This window comes from Azospirillum sp. Sh1 (assembly GCF_008365135.1).
Taxonomy (GTDB): domain Bacteria; phylum Pseudomonadota; class Alphaproteobacteria; order Azospirillales; family Azospirillaceae; genus Azospirillum; species Azospirillum oryzae.
On record NZ_VTTK01000037.1, the window covers coordinates 21,260 to 39,558 of the forward strand.

At 68.9% G+C, this 18,299-nt stretch carries 18 protein-coding genes; 11 read left to right on the forward strand and 7 right to left on the reverse strand.

The genetic code is table 11. From position 1 onward, the window contains the following. Window positions 1–27: 27 nt before the first annotated feature. Complete coding sequence (locus FZ029_RS26720; RefSeq protein ID WP_149272704.1) at window positions 28–918, reverse strand: MBL fold metallo-hydrolase; 891 nt, start codon at window positions 916–918, stop codon at window positions 28–30. Between the two features lie 367 nt (window positions 919–1,285). On the opposite strand from FZ029_RS26720, the gene FZ029_RS26725 reads away from it, so the two are divergent. Continuing rightward, window positions 1,286–2,146 carry an IclR family transcriptional regulator gene (locus tag FZ029_RS26725; RefSeq protein WP_149272705.1) on the forward strand — a complete coding sequence of 287 codons (861 nt, stop codon included), beginning with the start codon at window positions 1,286–1,288 and terminating at the stop codon, window positions 2,144–2,146. Window positions 2,147–2,195: 49 nt separating this feature from the next. Here FZ029_RS26725 and FZ029_RS26730 read toward each other — a convergent pair whose 3' ends face one another. Continuing rightward, on the reverse strand, window positions 2,196–3,812 hold the full coding sequence (locus FZ029_RS26730) for an alpha/beta hydrolase (RefSeq protein ID WP_149272706.1): 1,617 nt from the start codon (window positions 3,810–3,812) through the stop codon (window positions 2,196–2,198). 185 nt (window positions 3,813–3,997) lie between these two features. Here FZ029_RS26730 and FZ029_RS26735 point away from each other — a divergent pair, with 185 nt between their 5' ends. Continuing rightward, window positions 3,998–5,605, forward strand: a complete 1,608-nt coding sequence (locus FZ029_RS26735; RefSeq protein ID WP_149272707.1) for a class I adenylate-forming enzyme family protein — start codon at window positions 3,998–4,000, stop codon at window positions 5,603–5,605. Here FZ029_RS26735 and FZ029_RS26740 read toward each other — a convergent pair. Continuing rightward, on the reverse strand, window positions 5,602–6,297 hold the full coding sequence (locus tag FZ029_RS26740) for a TetR/AcrR family transcriptional regulator (RefSeq protein WP_149272708.1): 696 nt from the start codon (window positions 6,295–6,297) through the stop codon (window positions 5,602–5,604). The two genes, FZ029_RS26735 and FZ029_RS26740, sit on opposite strands and share 4 nt — an antisense overlap. A gap of 150 nt (window positions 6,298–6,447) precedes the next feature. On the opposite strand from FZ029_RS26740, the gene FZ029_RS26745 reads away from it, so the two are divergent. From FZ029_RS26745 to FZ029_RS26765, 5 genes are read left to right on the forward strand one after another with little or no spacing between them, the layout of a single operon-like run. Beyond that, entirely contained in the window at window positions 6,448–7,215 is a 768-nt protein-coding gene (locus tag FZ029_RS26745) for a glucose 1-dehydrogenase (RefSeq protein WP_149272709.1), read from the forward strand. Between the two features lie 17 nt (window positions 7,216–7,232). After that, on the forward strand, window positions 7,233–8,429 hold the full coding sequence (locus FZ029_RS26750; protein ID WP_149272710.1) for an acyl-CoA dehydrogenase family protein: 1,197 nt from the start codon (window positions 7,233–7,235) through the stop codon (window positions 8,427–8,429). Further along, window positions 8,426–9,490 carry a phosphotransferase family protein gene (locus tag FZ029_RS26755; RefSeq protein WP_247892516.1) on the forward strand — a complete coding sequence of 355 codons (1,065 nt, stop codon included), beginning with the start codon at window positions 8,426–8,428 and terminating at the stop codon, window positions 9,488–9,490. Before FZ029_RS26750 ends, FZ029_RS26755 begins: the two co-directional genes overlap by 4 nt. After that, window positions 9,487–9,870: a DUF6285 domain-containing protein gene (locus tag FZ029_RS26760; RefSeq protein WP_149272711.1), complete on the forward strand. Its 384-nt coding sequence runs from the start codon at window positions 9,487–9,489 to the stop codon at window positions 9,868–9,870. The genes FZ029_RS26755 and FZ029_RS26760 overlap by 4 nt, the downstream gene beginning before the upstream one ends. Then, on the forward strand, window positions 9,867–10,580 hold the full coding sequence (locus FZ029_RS26765) for a histidine phosphatase family protein (RefSeq protein WP_149272712.1): 714 nt from the start codon (window positions 9,867–9,869) through the stop codon (window positions 10,578–10,580). Before FZ029_RS26760 ends, FZ029_RS26765 begins: the two co-directional genes overlap by 4 nt. 4 nt (window positions 10,581–10,584) lie before the next feature. Here the strand turns inward: FZ029_RS26765 and FZ029_RS26770 are convergent, their stop codons facing one another. Beyond that, entirely contained in the window at window positions 10,585–11,517 is a 933-nt protein-coding gene (locus tag FZ029_RS26770) for a LysR family transcriptional regulator (RefSeq protein ID WP_149272713.1), read from the reverse strand. A gap of 103 nt (window positions 11,518–11,620) precedes the next feature. Between FZ029_RS26770 and FZ029_RS26775 the strand changes: the two genes are divergently transcribed. From FZ029_RS26775 to FZ029_RS26790, 4 genes are all read left to right on the forward strand, one after another. Next, the gene (locus FZ029_RS26775; protein ID WP_149272714.1) at window positions 11,621–12,385 is read left to right on the forward strand and encodes an SDR family oxidoreductase; all 765 of its coding nucleotides are present in this window, start codon (window positions 11,621–11,623) and stop codon (window positions 12,383–12,385) included. A gap of 180 nt (window positions 12,386–12,565) precedes the next feature. Next, complete coding sequence (locus tag FZ029_RS26780; protein WP_149272715.1) at window positions 12,566–13,306, forward strand: GntR family transcriptional regulator; 741 nt, start codon at window positions 12,566–12,568, stop codon at window positions 13,304–13,306. Between the two features lie 107 nt (window positions 13,307–13,413). Next, entirely contained in the window at window positions 13,414–14,235 is an 822-nt protein-coding gene (locus FZ029_RS26785) for an amidohydrolase family protein (RefSeq protein WP_149272716.1), read from the forward strand. A gap of 24 nt (window positions 14,236–14,259) precedes the next feature. Continuing rightward, window positions 14,260–15,558, forward strand: coding sequence for an SLC13 family permease (locus tag FZ029_RS26790; RefSeq protein WP_149272717.1), 1,299 nt, complete (start codon window positions 14,260–14,262; stop codon window positions 15,556–15,558). Window positions 15,559–15,717: 159 nt separating this feature from the next. Here FZ029_RS26790 and FZ029_RS26795 read toward each other — a convergent pair whose 3' ends face one another. The 3 genes from FZ029_RS26795 to FZ029_RS26805 are packed head-to-tail and all read right to left on the reverse strand — an operon-like array spanning window position 15,718 to window position 18,297. Continuing rightward, the gene (locus FZ029_RS26795) at window positions 15,718–16,728 is read right to left on the reverse strand and encodes an MBL fold metallo-hydrolase (protein WP_149272718.1); all 1,011 of its coding nucleotides are present in this window, start codon (window positions 16,726–16,728) and stop codon (window positions 15,718–15,720) included. 29 nt (window positions 16,729–16,757) lie between these two features. Beyond that, a complete protein-coding gene (locus FZ029_RS26800; protein ID WP_149272719.1) occupies window positions 16,758–17,858 on the reverse strand; it encodes a YeeE/YedE family protein in 1,101 nt (366 codons plus the stop codon). Between the two features lie 13 nt (window positions 17,859–17,871). After that, the gene (locus FZ029_RS26805; protein ID WP_149272720.1) at window positions 17,872–18,297 is read right to left on the reverse strand and encodes a DsrE family protein; all 426 of its coding nucleotides are present in this window, start codon (window positions 18,295–18,297) and stop codon (window positions 17,872–17,874) included. Window positions 18,298–18,299: the final 2 nt, after the last annotated feature.

The window sequence follows — 18,299 nt, forward strand, 5'->3', positions numbered from 1 at the left end:
CTTTCGGGTAGGATCGGGCTGATTTGATCAGGCCGCGAGCGGCTCGAACCGGAAATTCTCGGCCGTCCGGCGCACATAGCCGGTGTGGGGAGCGCCGAAATGGGCAGGGAAGACCAGGGCGCCACGGTCGGCGGCATGGTCCAGCAGCCGGCGGCGGGTCGCCACCGCCTGCGCCTGATCCTCGCAGAAACGGCTGTTCCAGTCGGGGCGGGCCACCTGCATCGGCTGGTGCAGGCAGTCGCCGGTGAAGTAGGCGGCGTGCCGGTCCGACTCCAGCCGGACGAACATCTGGCCGGCGGTGTGGCCGGGGGCCAACTCCACCGACAGGCCGTCGAGGATGCTGTCGCCGTCCTCGATCAGGTCCACCTGTCCGGCTTCCCACACCGGCAGCACGCTGTCCTCCATCACCGGCCCGTTGCCCGGCATGCCGATCAGCCCGCCCTCGGGACTGCGCCAGTGCTCGAACTCCTGCGCGCCGTAGATGTAGCGGGCGTTGGGGAAGGTCGGGACCCAGCGCCCGTCGACCAGCTGCGTGTTCCAGCCGACATGGTCGATGTGCAGATGGGTGTTGATGACCAGCGTCACGTCTTCCGGCCGCACGCCGGCCTCGGCGAGGTGGCGCAGATAGGGCTTGTCCAGCATGTGGAAGCGCTCGAAGCCCGGCGTGTGGCGCTCCTTGTGGTTGCCGCATCCGGTATCGACCAGGATCACATGGCGGCCGGTGCGGATCAGCCAGCTGTGCATGCTCGACATCAGGCGCTTTGATGCCGGGTCGAGGAAGTTCGGCTCGGCCAGTTCGGGGTTCCGGGTCAGGATCGCCTCGTCATAGGCCGGAAACAGGAAGCCGGGATCGAAACCCGGCGTCAGCATTTCCTCGATCCGCGTGACCGTGAACGCACCCAGGGCGATGGTGTGCATTGTCCTCCCCTCGTGCAGGGTGCCGGCGGCCGGTCCGGAAAAACGGGGGACAGCGGCGGGCCGGAACATGGGGCGCCCGCCATCCGCAGAGGCAGTGGGGCGCGCTTGTTCTGTTTGTTGGCTAAGGAAACCATTTGCGCTCTGCGGTGTCAACAGGCAAAAATGGTGTCACTGTTTGACACGGACGGTGGACTGCGGTGGAGATGGCGGAAAGGGGTTGCGCAAGTGGGCGCGGGCCTTCAATGCTACCCGCGCGCTGCTACCGCGACGGGATGAGGGCGGTTCCGCCACCCTCCGTCGGCTGTGCCGGGCAGCAGGGCTTCCGCCTGGACTCGAGACGCGGGACATCCATAAGGGGCTTGAGCGTATGGACACCGAACAGGACGACAACCAGGGCGCGGATCAGGGCACGGAAAAGAACGGTCTCAGCGTCCGCGCGGTGTCGCGGGCCTTGGCCGTGCTGCGCAGCTTCTATCAGGAAGGGCCGACCCTGACCCTGACGGAGGTCGCGACCGCCGCGAAGCTCGACAAGGGGACGGCCCGGCGCATCCTTCTGACGCTGGTGCAGGACGGCTTCGTCGCCTTCGACCCGCAGAGCCAGAAATACAGCCTGGGGCTGGAGATTCTGAAGCTGGCGGGGGCGGTGCCGGAGCGGCGCGACCTGCGCCAGATCGCTTCCACCATCCTGTCGCGGCTGGCGAAGACCACCGGCAGCACCGTGTTCCTGTCCGTCTATCACGAGGGATCGGCGGTGTGTCTCGACCAGTTCCACAGCGACCGCTCGGTGGAGGTGCGCTGGTGGATCGTCGGCGGGCAACTGCCGATGAATTGCGGTGCCGCGCCGCGCGTGCTGCTGGCCTATCTGCCGGAGGCGGAGGTCGCCCGCGTGCTGGCGCGCGGAACCACGCGCCTCACCCCCCACACCACCACCGACCCGCGCCAACTGGCGATGGAACTGGAGGAGGTGCGGCAGCGCGGATGGTCGGTGGCGGTCGACGACGTGATCGAAGGGCTGGCCGCCATCGCCATGCCGCTGTTCGATCCCGATGGCCGGCTGGTCGCCGCCGTCAGCCTGACCGGCCTGACCCCCCACATCGTCCGCAACGGCCAGCCCAATTTCCTGGAGGAGATGCGCGAGGCCGTGCGCGAGATCTCGGCCAACCTCTATTCCCTGTCGGCGCCGCCGCTGCACCGCGCCGCCCGCGCCCAGTCCGCCATCGGCGGCTGAGGTGGAGCCCGCCATCGGCGGCTGAGCCCGGAGCGGCAGCGGTGTCGCCCTATGCCACAGGGTGTGGAATCGACGCCTCGGACCTTTCGTTGAGGAAGGCGGCGTAGCAGTCGATCGTTGCCTGCACCGCCTCGTCACTCTGGCCGGGATACCAGACGGTGGCGGGGGTCGGCATGACCTCCGTCCCGGCCGGGGCGAGCGTCCTCGCCTCCGCCAGTCCCTCGACCAGCATGTCGGCCGGACCGGCGCAAATCAGGGCCGGGCGGGTCAGGCGCACCAGTGCCGCCCGCGTGTCATAGCGGAAGGCGGCGCGGTAGGAGCGGTCGTAATGCCCGCCGCTCGCCAGCAGACCCATGGTCCAGTCATGCAGCACCGCCGCGTCGGGAACGCCGATGGCGCGGGCGGCGGCGCGCTCCTGCCGATACCACGGCCAGAACAGGAACATGTCGCGCCGCATGTTCCAGGCCTGGAGCAGATGCAGCCCCCAGCGGTCGGCGGACAGCGGCGGGAAATAATGGTCGAGGATGTCGGCGCTGAAGTCGGCGGGGATCAGCACCGGCGCCTCCAGCACCGCTCGGCCGACACGGTCGGCGAAACGCACAGTCAGGTCCAGCGCCACCAGGGCGCCGGTATGGGTTCCCCACAGATCGAAGCTCTCCAGTCCCAGCGCGTCGGCCACCGCCAGCATGTCGTCGGCCAGCACGCCGATATCCACCGCGCGCTCTGGCTTGTCGGAGTCGCCGTTGCCGAGATAGTCGGGGGCGATGACCTCCCGTCCCGGCGCCAGCCCATGCAGCAGCGGCAGCAGCGGCGCCGACGACCCCGGCGCCGACTGGAATGCCAGCAGCGGCCGGCCGCGCCCGGCGCGGCGCAGATGGACCCGGCCGGCGGGCGTGTCGGCGTAGTCGTGCCAGACCCGCAGCGGATCGGCGAAGGGCCGCGTCGGCGGCGGCGCCCCGGCGGGCTTTCGGCCGGCGGCCATCGGCGCGAGATGAACGGCGACCTCGTCCAGGCCGTCGACGCGAACCGCAAGATCGGCGGAGTCGGAGTTGCTCCTCATGGCGTCCAGGCAGATGGACCACAGCGCCTCGTAGCGCGCCGGTGCTCCGGCGGCGCTGCGCAGCATCGCGTCCAATTCGGTGGGGGTGGGCAAGGGGGAACCGGCTTTGGCCGGATGGCTGGCGTCGCGCGGTTCCAGCACATGGGCGTCGCGCAGATGCGCCCACAGCACCGCCAGATGGGTTCCGTCCGCTCTGGGTGCCAGCGGGGCGGGACGCAGTCCGCGCTCGCTCCAGCCCTCTGCCGCGGCGGCATTGACCAGAAGCACGCCGTCGGGCCGCCACCCTGCCTTGGGCAACGCAAGCGCCAGCGGCGCCGCTAGGTCGAAGGCGAGCAACGGACAGGCGGGCAGGCCGAGCCGGCCGGCGGTATCGGCGATCAGGCGGGCCAGCCCGGCCACGTCCTCCGCCCAGCAGGTGACGGACCCGCCGGTTCCCGGAAGGTCGAGCGCGGTGACGGTCCAGCCCGGCAGGGCGCCTGCCAGCCTGTCGGCGCATACGGACGCCGCTTCGATCAGGCCGGGCAGGACCAGCAGATCGGGTCCCGAGCCGCTGCGCCAGACGCGCATCTGTCCGTCGGCGAGGGTCACGTAATGGGGGATCGGCATCGGTTTCCTCCCGATCGGCCGGCGCGAGGCGCGCGCCGACCATTTTGTTCGTTGCGCTGACAGTGCCGCTGTTTGACACTCAGTTCATAGAATGACATAGTTTCTGCAACAGCGACAAGGGCGGCACCGCCATCACCGCATTGCCGCCGCCATTCATTTCAACGAAATCGTCAGGGAGGACGGGCATGCCTTGGCCGGACGGAACGGGCGTTCCCAAACGGCGCGAGCTGCTTTTTGGCACGCGTCTCGTACCATGCTACAGCAAGCGTCCCGCCACCATCGACGCCATGCTCCGCGCCGCCGTTGCCCGCCGGCCGGATGGCGAGGCTCTGGTGGATGGGGAGCGGCGGTACAGCTATGGGCAACTGGACGCGCAGGTGACGCGCGCCGCGGCGTCCCTGCTGGCGCAAGGCGCCCGGCCGGGCGATCGCATGGCGTTGGTGCTCAGCAACCGCGCGGAATTCCTGATCGCCCTGCTGGCGGCGGCCCGCGCCGGCATCGTCGCGGTGCCGGTCAGCGCGCGGGAACAGCGGCCGGGCATCGTTGGCATCCTGAACGATTGCGGCGCTTCGATTCTGATCCACGACGCGGCGCTCGCCGACCGGATGCCCGACGCCGCGGAGGTGCCGTCGCTCGTCTCGCGCTTCTCGGCCGGCGGCGCGGCGGACGGCTGCCGCCCCTTCGAAGCGTTGCTGGAAACGGACGCCCCGCTTCCGGACTCCGCAGTCCCGCAGCGCGAGGAGGACACCGCCGTCATCCTCTACACCTCCGGCACCACCGGGAAGCCGAAGGGCGCGCTGCTGGCCCATGTGAACATCATCCACTCCGCCATGCATTTCGAGGAATGCTGGGACTATCGCGAGGGCGAGCGGGCGGTGCTGGCGGTTCCGGCCTCCCATGTCACCGGGCTGGTCGCCGTCGTCATGGCGATGATCCGCGTCGCTGGCTGCACCGTGATGATGCCGGCCTTCGACGTCGCCGGCTTCCTGGAACTGGCGAACCGGGAGCGCATGACCACCACCGTGCTGGTGCCGGCCATGTACAATCTCTGCCTGCTGCGCGCCGATTTCAGCCGCTACGACCTGTCATCCTGGCGGATCGGCGGTTTCGGCGGCGCGCCGATGCCGGAAGCGACGGTGGAGGCGATGGCGGAACGGCTGCCCGACCTGCATCTGCTGAACGCCTACGGCTCCACCGAATGCGCCACCATCATCAGCGTCGTCCCCATCGGCCATACCCGCGCCTGCCTGGATTCGGTCGGCATGTGCGTGCCCTGCGGCGACCTCCGCATCATCGACGAACAGGGCCGCGAATGCCCGCCGGGGGTGAGCGGGGAGGTCTGGATCCGCGGGCCGATGACCATCCGCGGCTATTGGAACCGCGAGGATGCCACCCGCGACAGCTTCGTCGACGGCTATTGGCGCTCCGGCGACATCGGCACGCTGGACGGGCACGGCTATCTGCGCCTTTTCGACCGCAAGAACGACGTCATCAACCGCGGCGGCCACAAGATCTACAGCGTGGAGGTCGAAAACCTGCTGGTCCGCCATGCCGACGTGGTCGAGGCTGCGGTGGTCGCCCATCCCGATCCGGTGCTGGGCGAGAAGATCCATGTCTTCGTCATCTCCAAGTCAGGGAGCCTGACCGCGGACGACGTGCGCGACTTCTGCCGCGCCAATCTCGCCGAGTACAAGGTGCCCGATTACGTCACCCTGCTGGGCGACGCGCTGCCGCGCAACGCCAACGGCAAGGTGACCAAGCGGGTGCTGCGCGATCAGGTGGCCGTGACCTAGGCCCGTCTCAGCCCCACCGCCGCCTCGACGAAGGCGATCAACTGCTCGGCATAGAGGTCGGGCGTGATGCCGCGGCGGCGGTGCTTGGCGCGTTTGACGTACCAGTCCTGCAGCATCGGCTTGATGAGCGCGGCGGTCATCGTCACGTCGGGGACGGAGAACAGGCCGCGGGCAACGCCGTCGGCCAGCGCGTCGGCGATCATGCCCTCCGTCATCATCTCGCTGCTGACGGCAAGGTCGCGCCCGTCCTTGGGGAAGGACTTCGCCTCCATATAGGCGAAGACGAACCAGGGATGCATGGTCTCGGTCAGGAACAGGTGGGTGCGCAGCAGCCAGCGCAGACGGCCGGCCGGGTCGTTCGCCAGCCCGTCCGGCGGGCGGCCCAGCACCTCCTCCACCACGCCGACGACCTGACCCAGGATCATCATCAGCAGCGTGTCCTTGCTGTCGAAATAGGCGTAGAGCGCGCCCATGCTCAGCCCCGACTGTTCGGTCAGGTCGCGCAGGCTGGTGGAGTGGAAGCCCTTGCGGTTCGCCAGCGTCAGGGTGGTTTCGACGATCCGCGCGAGGTTGGCGATGGCGACCGCCGGCTTCTTCACCCGGATGGTCGCGGCATGCCGTTCCAGGATGCGCGCGCACAACGCCTCCATCGACAGATCGTGCCGTGCCTGGAAATCCCGCAAGCTGCTCATATCCGGCTGCCCTATCGTTTGCGACACCGATCGTTCTTGCATATCATCGGCCACAAGGATATAAAGCGAGCGCTCGCTCTATTTTTCAAGAGTGCTGATCGGGGCCGTGCCCCGCCGCCTCGTCAAGAAATCCCGACCATGGGAGGAAGCATGAGCGTCACCATCGATCTGACCGGCAGGACGGCGCTGGTCACCGGCGCCTCCAGCGGCCTCGGCCGCCATTTCGCCGGTGTGCTGGCGAAGGCGGGCGCCCGCGTGGCGTTGGCCGCGCGGCGGTCCGAGGCGTTGGCCGAAACGCAGTCCGCCATCGAATCTGCTGGCGGCAGCGCCGTCGTCGTCGCCATGGACGTGACCGACCCCGCCTCCGTCGCCGCCGCGGTGGGGGAGGCATGGGGGGCGCTGGGCCGCATCGACATCCTCGTCAACAATGCCGGTGTCACCGCCACCCGCCCCTTCCTCGACATGAGCGAGGAGGAGTGGGACCGGGTCATCGACACCAACCTGACCGGCTGTGCCCGTGTGGCGCGCGCGGTGGCGCAGCGCATGCGCGACGATAAGCAGGGCGGGGCCATCGTCAACATCGCCTCCATCCTCGGCATGCGGGTGGCGGGGCAGGTGTCGTCCTATATCGCCGCCAAGGGCGGGCTGGTGCATCTGACCAAGGCGATGGCACTGGAACTGGCGCGTTATAACATCCGGGTCAACGCGCTCTGCCCCGGCTATGTCGAGACCGAGCTGAACGCCGATTTCTTCGCCAGCGACGCCGGCAAGGCGCTGGTCAAGCGCATCCCCCAGCGCCGGCTCGGCCGGCTGTCCGATCTGGACGGGCCGCTGCTTCTGCTGGCGTCGGATGCCGGCGCCTACATGACCGGATCGGTGCTGGCCGTCGACGGCGGCCATCTGGTTTCCTCCCTCTGAACCAACGGAGCGGTTCCATGGATTTCACCCTTCCGCCGGAGCTGGAAGACTATCGCCGTCGCGTCCGCGCCTTCGTCGAGCAGGAGATCCTTCCCGTCGAGGCCGACCGTGCCAATTGGGACGAGCACGAGAACATCGCCGAAGCGCCGCTGGAAGCCTTGCGCGCCAAGGCAAAGGCGGCCGGGCTGTGGACCCTGCAACTGCCGAAGGAGGTCGGCGGCCACGGATTGCCGATGGTCGGCGTCGCCGCCTGCTACGAGGAGATGAACCGCTCCATCTTCGGGCCGGTCTGCTTCAACGCCGCCGCCCCCGACGACGGCAACATGCGGCTGCTGAGCATGGTCGGCACCCCGGCCCAGAAGGAGCGCTGGCTCGCCCCCATCGTCGAGGGGCGGGTGCGCAGCGCCTTCGCCATGACCGAACCGCATCCGGGCGGCGGCTCCGACCCGTCGATGATGAAGACCAGGGCGGAGCGCAAGGGCGACCGCTGGGTCGTTACCGGCCGCAAATGGTTCATCACCGGGGCCGACGCCGCGCAGCACTTCATCCTGATGGCGCGCACCTCCGACGATCCGCGCAAGGGTCTGACCGCCTTCCTGTTCGACAAGGACCAGCCCGGCTGGCGCATCGAGCGCCGCATCCCGATCATGGGACCGGAGGAACATGGCGGCCACTGCGAACTGATCTTCGACGGGCTGGAGATCGCGGACGAGAATGTGCTGATGAAGGTCGGCGACGGGCTGAAGGCGACGCAGATCCGCCTTGGCCCGGCGCGTCTGACCCACTGCATGCGCTGGACCGGCCTTGCCAAGCGCTGCCTGGAGATCGCCGGCGCCTATGTGAAGGAACGCGAGAGCTTCGGCATGCCGCTGGCCCAACATGAGGGCGTGCAGTGGATGCTGGGCGAGACGGCGATGCAGATCGAGATCGGCCGGCTGCTCACCATGAAGGCGGCGCACGCGCTGGACAGCGGCAGCTTCGCCCGCAAGGAGGTGTCGATGGCAAAGGTCCAGGTCGCCGACACGCTGTTCAAGGCGGCGGACACGGCGATCCAGCTCTGCGGTGCGCGCGGCTATTCCAAGGACACGGTGCTGGAATGGATCTACCGCTACGCCCGGCAGGCCAAGCTGGTCGACGGCGCGTCGGAGGTCCACAAGATGGTGCTGAGCCGCAGCTACCTCGCCGAGGGCGATGATTTCTGGGGCTGGCGGTGAGCGGCGCTCCAGAGTCCACCGGCGGATTGGAACCCGCCCGGAAAGCGGCGCTGGAGTCCTGGCTGGCCGGGCAGGCGGAAGCGCGGGCGGTCACCGTCATCGACGAGGGGCGGCTCAGCGGCGGCGCGATCTCGCTCAACCTCGCGGTCACGCTGGAGATCGACGGCGGGCCGCTGTCCGGCCGTCACCCTTGCGTGCTGCGCACCGGCTCGGCCTCCGGCGTGTCGGCCAGCCTGGGCAAGGCGGAGGAGGCCGCGGTCCTGCGCGCCGTCTTCGCCGCCGGCGCCACCGTGCCGGAACCGCTGTTCGTCGGCGCCGATCCGGCGATGCTGGGCGCGCCCTTCTACATCATGCGGCGGGCATCCGGCATCGCTGCCGGCCATCGCATGGTCAAGAGCGAGGAGCCGCGGCGCGATCTGGCCCGTGAGCTTGGCCGGCAGCTTGGCCTGATCCACCGAGTGCGGCCGGGAGCGGCGGGGCTGGAGTTCCTGGCGCTGCCCGAGCCGACGGCGGCCCTGCAGGCGGCGGCCGATTTCCGCCGCTGGGCCGGGCGCTATGCCGCCAGCGATCCGGTGCTGGCCTATGGGCTGCGCTGGCTGGAACGGAACGCGCCGCCGGCCGGCGATCTGGTGCTGTGCCATCGCGACTACCGCACCGGCAACTACATGGTTGATGGCGACAGGCTGACCGCGATCATCGATTGGGAATTCGCCGGCTGGTCCGACCCGATGGAGGATCTGGGCTGGTTCTGCGCCGCCTGCTGGCGCTTCGGCCGCAACGACCGCGAGGCCGGCGGCATCGCCGACCGCGCCGATCTCTATGCCGGCTACGAGGAGACGGCCGGGCGGCAGGTGGATACGACCGCCGTCGCCTATTGGGAGGCCGCGGCCTGCATGCGCTGGGCGGTCATCGCCATCCAGCAGGCGCAGCGCCACATCTCCGGCACCGAACCGTCGCTGGAACTGGCGCTGACCGGCCGGATGCTGCCGGAGATCGAAATGGATCTGCTGCGCCATCTCGACCGTGTCGGTGGATCCCCCATGACCGGAGGTGGAGCATGATCAACGATGATCCCGGCGCCCGCGATCTGGTCGCCATCGCGCTCCGCAGCTTCCGTGAGACGATCCTGCCGGTGGTTCCGGCCGACCAGCGCTTCACCGCGCTGATGATCGCCAACGCGCTGGGGGTGGCCGAGCGGGAACTGGCGGCCGGCACCGCTGCCGAGCCGACCCTGGCCGCCGCCGTCGGCGGTCTTCTGGGCGAGGACGGCGATCTTCCGGATTTGCTGCCGAGCCTCTGCGCCGCCATCGACGGCGGGCGCTTCGACGCCCCTGACCGGCAGGCGGCCTTGCGCGCGGTGCTGAAGGACATCACGCGGGCGAGGCTGGCGCTGAGCAATCCCAAGCGACTGGCCGCCGAAGGACGGGACACCGACCGATGAGCCTGTTTCCGCCCTTGGAAGGAACGGTTGCCCGCCGCCGCCTCTATCTGCTGCGCCACGGCCATGTCGCCTATTACGACGACGCCGGCCAGCCGCTGAACCCGAAGCTGGCCGCCCTGACTGACCGGGGGAGGGCGGAGGCGCAGGCGGCCGGTGCCCTGCTGTCCGGGGTGCCGCTCGACCGCGTGCTGTGTTCCGGGCTTGCCCGCACGCGGCAGACGGCCGAACCGGTCGCCGCGCCGCATGGTCTGCCGGTGGAGGACCATCCCGATTTCCTGGAAATCCGCGCCGGCCGGCTGTCGGAAGTGCCGAAGGAGCAGCGGGAGGCGGCTTACGTCTACGGCTTCGAGGCGGCGGCCGAGGACGGACGCTTCGCCGGTGGCGATGGCTTCGCCGCCGTGCGCGACCGCGTGGTGTCGGCCATCGAGGTGCTGGTGCGCCAGCCGGGCTGGACCCATCTGGCGCTGGTCGCCCATGACGGCGTGAACCGCATGCTGCTGTCCTGGGCCTGCGGCGCCGGTCTGTCGGCCCTGTCGGCGTTCGAGCAGGATTACGGCTGCATCAACATCATCGACGTGGATGTAACGGCCGGCCGGGTGGTCCGCCGCCTGATCCGCGCGGTGAATCTGACGCCCGGCAACCCGGCGAAGATCGGCCTGCACCGCAGCAGCCTGGAGGAGGCGTTCGGGCCGCTGCTGGCGTTGGATTGATGGGCTATTTCCCAGCGCCGTCGATGCGCCGCCGCCAAGCCGTTTCCGACAATCGTTCGATCAGGAAATCGGCGAGCACGCCGACCTTGGCCGGCCGCGTGCGGGCCGACGGCGTGATGAAGTAGAGGCCGCCCTTCGGCAGCGACCAGTCGGTCAGGATGGCGGTCAGCCGACCCGTTGCCAGATGCTCGGCCGCCATGAATTCCGGCAGTTCGGCGATGGCCAGCCCCTCCATCAGCATCGGCACCAGCGCGTCGGCGTTGGTGACGCGCAACGGGCCGGACGGCGTGACGCTTTCCTCCTCGCCGGCGCTGTTGGTGAAGTGCCAGATGTCCTGCCGCCGACGGTAGGCATAACCCAGGCAATGATGGCCGTTCAGCTCGCGGGGATGCCGCGGCTCGCCATGGCGGGCGAGATAGCTTGGAGCGGCGAGCACCACCGGCGACACCCCGCACAGCCGCCGCGCCACCAGCGAACTGTCCGGCAAAACCGCGATACGCAGCGCCGCGTCGAAACCGTCCCCCACCAGATCGACGGTGGCATCGCTCAGGTGCAGGTCGATGGAGATCTCCGGATAGAGGCGGAAGAAGTCCGGCAGCAGCGGCGCCACCCAGCGCAGCCCGAACGACATCGGGACCGCGAAACGGATCAGGCCGCGCGGGCGGCTGGACATCTCGCGCACCGCATTCTCCGCCGCTTCCGCCTCGTCATAGAGGCGGGTCGCGCGCTCGGCCAGGGAATGGCCGAAATCGGTCAGGGCCAGCCGGCGCGAGGTGCGGTTGAACAGCCGGGCTCCCAACCGTTCCTCCAACCGGCTGACCGCGCGCGACACGGTGGCGACGGACACCCCCATGGCACGGGCCGCACCGGCGAAGGAGCGCTCCTCCGCCACCTTGGCGAACATCGCCAGCCCTTCGAAATCCGGCAGCCTCGACATCGACAATCCTGCAACAATGGTTTTCAACCGTTTTTATTTCGGTATGTGACCGTCGTCGATAGCTTTGTCTCCAGAAGATGACCCATTCCCAAGGAGACTTCAGATGTCACGCAAGCTTGACGGCAAGATCGCCCTCGTCACCGGCGCCAACAGCGGCATCGGGCTCGCCGCGGCCAAGCGCTTCGCCGCCGAAGGCGCCGTCGTCTACCTCACCGGCCGCCGGAAATCCGAACTGGAGGCCGCGGTCGCGGCGATCCGTGCCGCGGGCGGCACGGCGACCGGGGTGCAGGCGGACTCGTCCAACCTCGCCGATCTCGACCGGCTCTATGCGCAAATCAAGGAAGAGGCTGGCCGGCTCGACGTGCTCTACGCCAATGCCGGCGGCGGCAGCATGCTGGCGCTGGGCGACATCACGGAGGAACAGTTCGACGACACCTTCAACCGCAATGTGAAGGGCGTGCTGTTCACCGTGCAGAAGGCGCTGCCGCTGCTCGGCCGCGGCGCGTCGGTGATCCTCGCCGGTTCCACCGCCGGCAGCATGGGCACGGCGGCCTTCAGCGTCTACAGCGCCAGCAAGGCGGCGGTGCGCAACTTCGCCCGCAGCTGGATCCTCGACCTGAAGGACCGCGGCATCCGCATCAACACGCTCAGCCCCGGCCCGGTCCGCACGCCGGGACTGGTCGAACTGGCCGGTCCGGACGCGGCGCAGCAGCAGGGGCTGGTGGATGCCCTGGCCGCCCAGGTGCCGCTGGGCCGTGTCGGCGACCCGGACGAGATCGCCAAGGCCGCCGTCTTCCTGGCGTCCGACGACAGCAGCTTCATCAACGGCGTCGAGCTGTTCGCCGACGGCGGGATGGCCCAGGTCTGACGGGCGGTTCCGACCCGCCGCCTCTGCATCCGAGCATCGATCGGCCCCCCTTGCGGCTGCGTTGTGAAACGCCGCCGCAAGGGGGGCCACGTCATGTCCGCAAGCCGGCTCATATAGTTCTATATAGAACTTGTTGACCGACGCATCCATATGCGACAGGATGGTTGCGGGAGGACATCGATGCCACAGCATGATTCTGCTTCAGCCCCACCGTCGGACCGGCGCCTGCCGGCCTATCTGCAGCTGCGCGACGCGCTCGCCACCCGGGTGGCTCGCGGCGAATGGGGGCCCGACACCGCATTGCCGTCGGAAAACCAGCTGACCGCCGAAACCGGCCTTTCGGTCGGCACCGTGCGCAAGGCGATCCAGACGCTGGTCGACGAGGGGCTTCTCGAACGGCGCCAGGGGTCCGGAACCTATCTGCGCAAGCGCGCCTTCAACGCCTCGCTGTTCCGTTTCTTCGCGGTCCAGTCCGCCGATGGCGAAGCGACGATCCCGTCGAGCCGCATTATCGCGCGCACGGCCGCCACCGCGCCGGCCGTCGTCGCGAAAATTCTCGGCACCGCCGACTGCATCCGCCTCGACCGCCTGCGCGGCCAGTCCGACGCCCTGCTGCTGTCGGAGGAGATCTGGCTGCCGCGCGCCCGCTTCGACGGCATCGTGGAACTGGACGAGTCCCAATTCGGGCCGCTGCTCTATCCGCTCTATCACGAGCGCTTCAACGTCTTCATCGCCAGCGCCGTCGATGACGTGAGTTTCGCGGCGGCCTCCGCCAAGGTCGCGGCGCGGCTGGGTCTTGCCGAGGGGGCGCCCACGGCGGTGATCGAACGCACCGCCTACACCGTGGACGGCACCGCGGTCGAATGGCGCATCGCCCAAGGCCCCGCCGAACGCTTCCGCTACCGCAGCCGCCTGAGCTGACCCGCAGCGCCGGACCCGGTTTCCGGCGCGCTCCCTCATTTCGGCCTTCCCCGGACCCTCCCCCTTGCGGCGGAGGCCGCCCCCCTATTGCCCGTATGGATCGACCGATGACCGCACTCCCCCCGATCAGGGGCATCGACACGCATGCCCATATTTTCCGCCCGGACCTGCCGATGGCCGCCGGCCGGCGCTACAGCCCGGCTTATGCGGCGGAGCTTTCGGATTGGTTCGCGATGCAGGACAAGGCGGGGTTCAGCCATGGCGTGCTGATCCAGCCCAGCTTCCTCGGCACCGACAACAGTCTGATCGAAGCCGCCCTGCGCGCCCATCCCGAGCGGCTGCGCGCGGTCGCCGTCGTCGATCCCGGCGTGACGGAGGAGGAGCTGGACAGGCTCGGCGCCCTCGGCTTCGTCGGTGTCCGCCTTAATCTCGTCGGGCGGGCGCTGGAGGATTTCGGGGTGGCTCCATGGCAGGACTTCTTCTGCCGCCTGGCATCCCGCCGCTGGCAGGTCGAGATCCAGCGCCGCTTCGACGACCTCGCGGAGGTGGTGCCGGCCATTGCCAAGGCTGGCGTCACCGTGGTGGTCGACCATTTCGGCCTGCCGCAGGGCGGCATCGATCCGGCGAACCACAGCCATGCCGATGTCCTCGATGTGCTGCGCCAGACACCGACGGTCTGGGTCAAGCTCTCCGCCCCCTACCGCGCCGGGCTGACGCCCGACCTCGCGGCACGCAGCCTCGACCTGCTGCGCGGGGCCTGCGGCGGCTCCGACCGCTTCGTCTGGGGCAGCGACTGGCCCCACACCCAGCATGAATCCGAGACCGGCTATGCCGCGGAGGTGACCCGGCTGCACGCGCTGATCCCCGACCCGGCGGAGCGGGCGCAAATCCTCGTCCGAAATCCTGCAACGCTTTTTCAATTCGCCTGAAATACAGAAACTGGGAGGAAATCGATGACCCTCGTCATCGTGCTGGCCATCGCCCTGGCCGTCGTTCTGGGCTATGTCACCAAGATCAATATCGGTTTGTTCGCCATCGCCTTCGCCTATATCCTCGGCTGTTTCGGGCTCGGGCTGAAGCCAGGCGCGGTCATCGAGATGTGGCCGCTGAAGATCTTCTTCGTCATCTTCTCGGTCTGCCTGTTCTACAGCTTCGCCCTGGTCAACGGCACGCTGGAAAAGCTGGCCGAGCATATGCTGTACCGTTGCCGCAACGTGCCGTGGGTGCTGCCCTACGCCATCCTGGTGACGGCGACGCTGATCGCGGCGATGGGGGCCGGCTATTACACCGTGCTCGCCTTCATGGCGCCGATCACGCTGCTGATGTGCCGGCGGACCGGGCTGGACATGGTGCTGGGGGCGATGGGTGCCAATTACGGCGCGCTGGCCGGCGCCAATTTCATGTCGAGCCAGAGCGGCATCATCTTCCGCGGCCTGATGACGGCGAACGGCACCAGCGATGCCGACGCCTTCCTCTACAGCGGGGTCATCTTCGCGGCGACGCTGATCATCCCGTTCTTCGTCATCACGGCGATGCTGTTCCTGTTCGGCAACCGCCGCAGCCTGAACGCCTCGCTCGCCGACACCGGCCGGCCGGAGCCGCTCGACGGGCGGCAGCGCGTGACGCTGACCTTGACGCTGACGATGATGGCGCTGGTCCTGCTCGGCCCGGTGCTGCATCTGGCGATGCCCGGCAACGCCACGGTGGCCTATCTCAATTCGAAGATCGACATCGGCCTGATCGCCGGCGTCTTCTCCGTCATCGCCCTGCTGCTGAAGCTCGGCGACGAGCGCAAGGCCATCGCGTCGGTGCCGTGGTCGACGCTCATCATGATTTCCGGCATGGGGATGCTGATCTCCGTCGCCATCAAGGCCGGGACCATCGCCGTGTTGGCGGCGTGGCTGGGCAGCAGCATCCCGGCCCTGCTCCTGCCGGTGGTGTTCGGCATCGTCGCCGCCGTGATGTCGCTGTTCTCAAGCACGCTGGGCGTGGTGACGCCGACGCTGTTCCCGCTGGTGCCGGCGCTGGCGACCAGCCTGTCGGTCAGCCCGGTTCTGCTGTTCACGGCGATCGTGGTCGGCTCGCAGGCGACCTCGATCTCGCCCTTCTCGTCGGGCGGCAGCCTGATCCTCGGCTCGGCGTTGGAGGAAAAGTCGCGCAACACGCTGTTCACCCGGCTGCTGTTCCGTGCCGCTCCCTTCGGCGTCGTCGCGGCGGTGCTGGCGAACATCGTGCTCACCTTCGTGCTGTGACCGGCAGTCCCGCGGTCGGAGTGAACGCATGAACTTCTTTGGCGGTCATTCCCGCGAAGGTGGGAATCCAGCCGGTTCAGCGGCTTATCCGCGGAGTTTCCTGGTTCCCCGCCTTCGCGGGGATGACGGCCGATGATCGTCTCAAAAACTCACGGACTTTCAGAAATCGGCCTGCTCCGCTTCCAGATAGGCGAGGCTGATGTATTTGCCGATGTTGCTGTCCCAACCCTTGGTCTCCACCGCGCGGGAGGCGACGCGCGGGTCGGCCAGCACGGCGGCCTTGGCCTGCTCGACGGATCGGCCGGCCTTCACGGCGGCGGCGCAGGTCTCATAGATGCCTTCGAACAGGCCGCGCTGCCACTCCGGCACGCCGGGGCCGGGCACGCCGTGGGCCGGCAGCCAGATGCGGGTGTCGCTGTCGGCCCGCAGCCGATCCATCGTCTCGAAGGTGCCGAGATAGGAGCCGTCGTCCATATTGGCGATGCGGCGGTCCATCATCACGTCGCCGACGCACATGACTCCGTCCTCCACCACCGCGACCGACAGGTCGGACGGCGTGTGGGCGGTGCCGTAATGGTGCAGGCGCAGCCGGACGTCGCCCAGCGACAGCTCGTCGCCATGCTTGGCGTCGCGGTTGGGGGCGACGATCCGCGTCCCGGCGGAGGCCTGCGCCGTCCATTTGACCATGGAGCTTTGCCAGAAGCTGCCCTGCACGCCTAGGATCGCCTCCCGCGTGCGGGGCAGGGCGTAGCGGGGCAGATCCTCGCCGAACGCCTCGGCGAAGGCATGGTTTCCCAGCCAGTGATCGCCGTGATAATGCGTGTTGACGATGCCGACCACCGGTTTGGGCGTCAGCGTCCGCAGCATCCGGATCGCCATCTCGCCGATCTGCAGCGAGGCGCCGCTGTCGACGACGATCACGCCGTCGCGGCCGATGACGAAGGTGATGTTCGCCATCATCCCCTGGTTCTGCGGCGTCGGGAAGCCGTCGGGGGCCTGGATGATCCAGACATGCGGGCTGACCTGGACCGGCGGACGGTCGGGCACCGGCGGTCCCTTGACGAAGGACTCCACCCCGGTGGCGAAGGCGCGGACCGCATCCAGTCCCGGCACGGCGGCCAGGAGTGCCGCACCGGCGGTCAACAGGCGGCGGCGGGGCAGGCGAAGCATGCGGGATCTCCTGTGGAGGATGCCGGTAGTCACTGTGCGGCGACCGGCGGAACGGCGGAGATGGCGCCGCCGCGCGTCCGTGCCGGCCGGTCGATGGCGAGATCGGTCAGCACGGCGCCGATCCACATCGACCACAGCACCAGCCATGCCGTCGCCGTGAAGATGGAGGCGCCGGACACGCCGGCCCCGACCGCGCAGCCGCCGGCCAGCACGCTGCCGAAGCCCATCATGCAGCCGCCGACGATGTAGCGCCGCATGGTGGAGCCGTCGTTGAACCCCTCCAGCTTCAGGTCGCGCCCGGCCAGCCCGGCCATGAAGGCGCCCAGCGCCACGCCGGGGATCAGCCCGGTGTCGAAGCTCCAGCGGGTGCCCGGCGGCGACAGCACCAGCATCAGGAAGTCGGCCGAGGGCGCGGTGAAGCTCAGGGAATGGACGGTCACCGGATCGAAGGCGGAGGATGCGGCCCGCCAGGTGAACCACCACGCGGCGGCCACCGTCGCGCCGACCCCGGCGGCACCCAGCCAGGACCATCCCGACAGGGCGTTGCGCCGCGCGATCACCACGCCCGCCGCGAACCAGCCCATGCCGAACAGCAGCGCCCCGCCATGCCCGATGCCGGCCAGCGCCAGCAGGTCGCGCTGCTGGCCGCTGATGACCCACCAGCCGTTGATCGTCTCGCGCAGCGGCGACAGGACGCCGCGCATCGCCGCCTGGGCGACCACCGCGAACACCAGCCCGGACAGCAGCGCCCGCAGGTTGCCGGTCGCCGACAGCACCAGCATGCGGCTGGCGCAGGCCCGCGTCAGCGTCATGCCGCAGCCGAACATCAGTCCGCCGATCACCGCCCCCGACAGGCTGCCGGGGTTGTTGAGCTGGCGGACGCTGCCGGTGTCGAACAGCCCCAGCAGGATCAGCCCCTGCGTCGCCATCAGCGCGGTGGAGAAGGCGAGCAGCCACACCGCCAGCCGCCCGCCGAGCCGGCCATGCGCCACCTCCAGCGTCGAGGCGCGCAGGCAGAAGCGGGACCGCTGCGCCAGCACGCCGAACAGCGTGCCGATCAGCAGCCCGCCCAGCGCCATGAAGCTTTCCTCGCCCAGGCTTTCCATCAGGGCGTCGACGGTGAAACCCATGGCCGTTGCCTTCTCAAGGCTTGATGTAGGCGTAATGGTCGCGCGCCTGCAGTTCGGTGATGCGGACGACGCCGGAGGGCGTGAACTCCGCCTCCATCACGAACTGGTCCTTGGTCAGGTTGCGGCGCTTCATGGTGATCTCGCACACCTCGAACCGGACGCCGCGGCCCTTCAGGTCGGAGATCAGCGGCCCGTAGTCGATGTTGTTCTTGGTGTCCTTGGCGCCTTCCATCAGCAGATCGACGCCTTCGGCATGGGTGACCACGCGGATCTCGGTCTTCGGTGCCACGTCCAAATGGTTGCGGATGTTGCGCAGCGCCTTGGTGCCCTGCTCGGCCGCATTGTCGATGTGGTAGACGACCTTGTCCTGGGCCAGCGCCGGGGCGGAGCCGAGGGCGAACAGCATCAGCAGGGGTGCCAGGAAACGACGAACGCTCATGG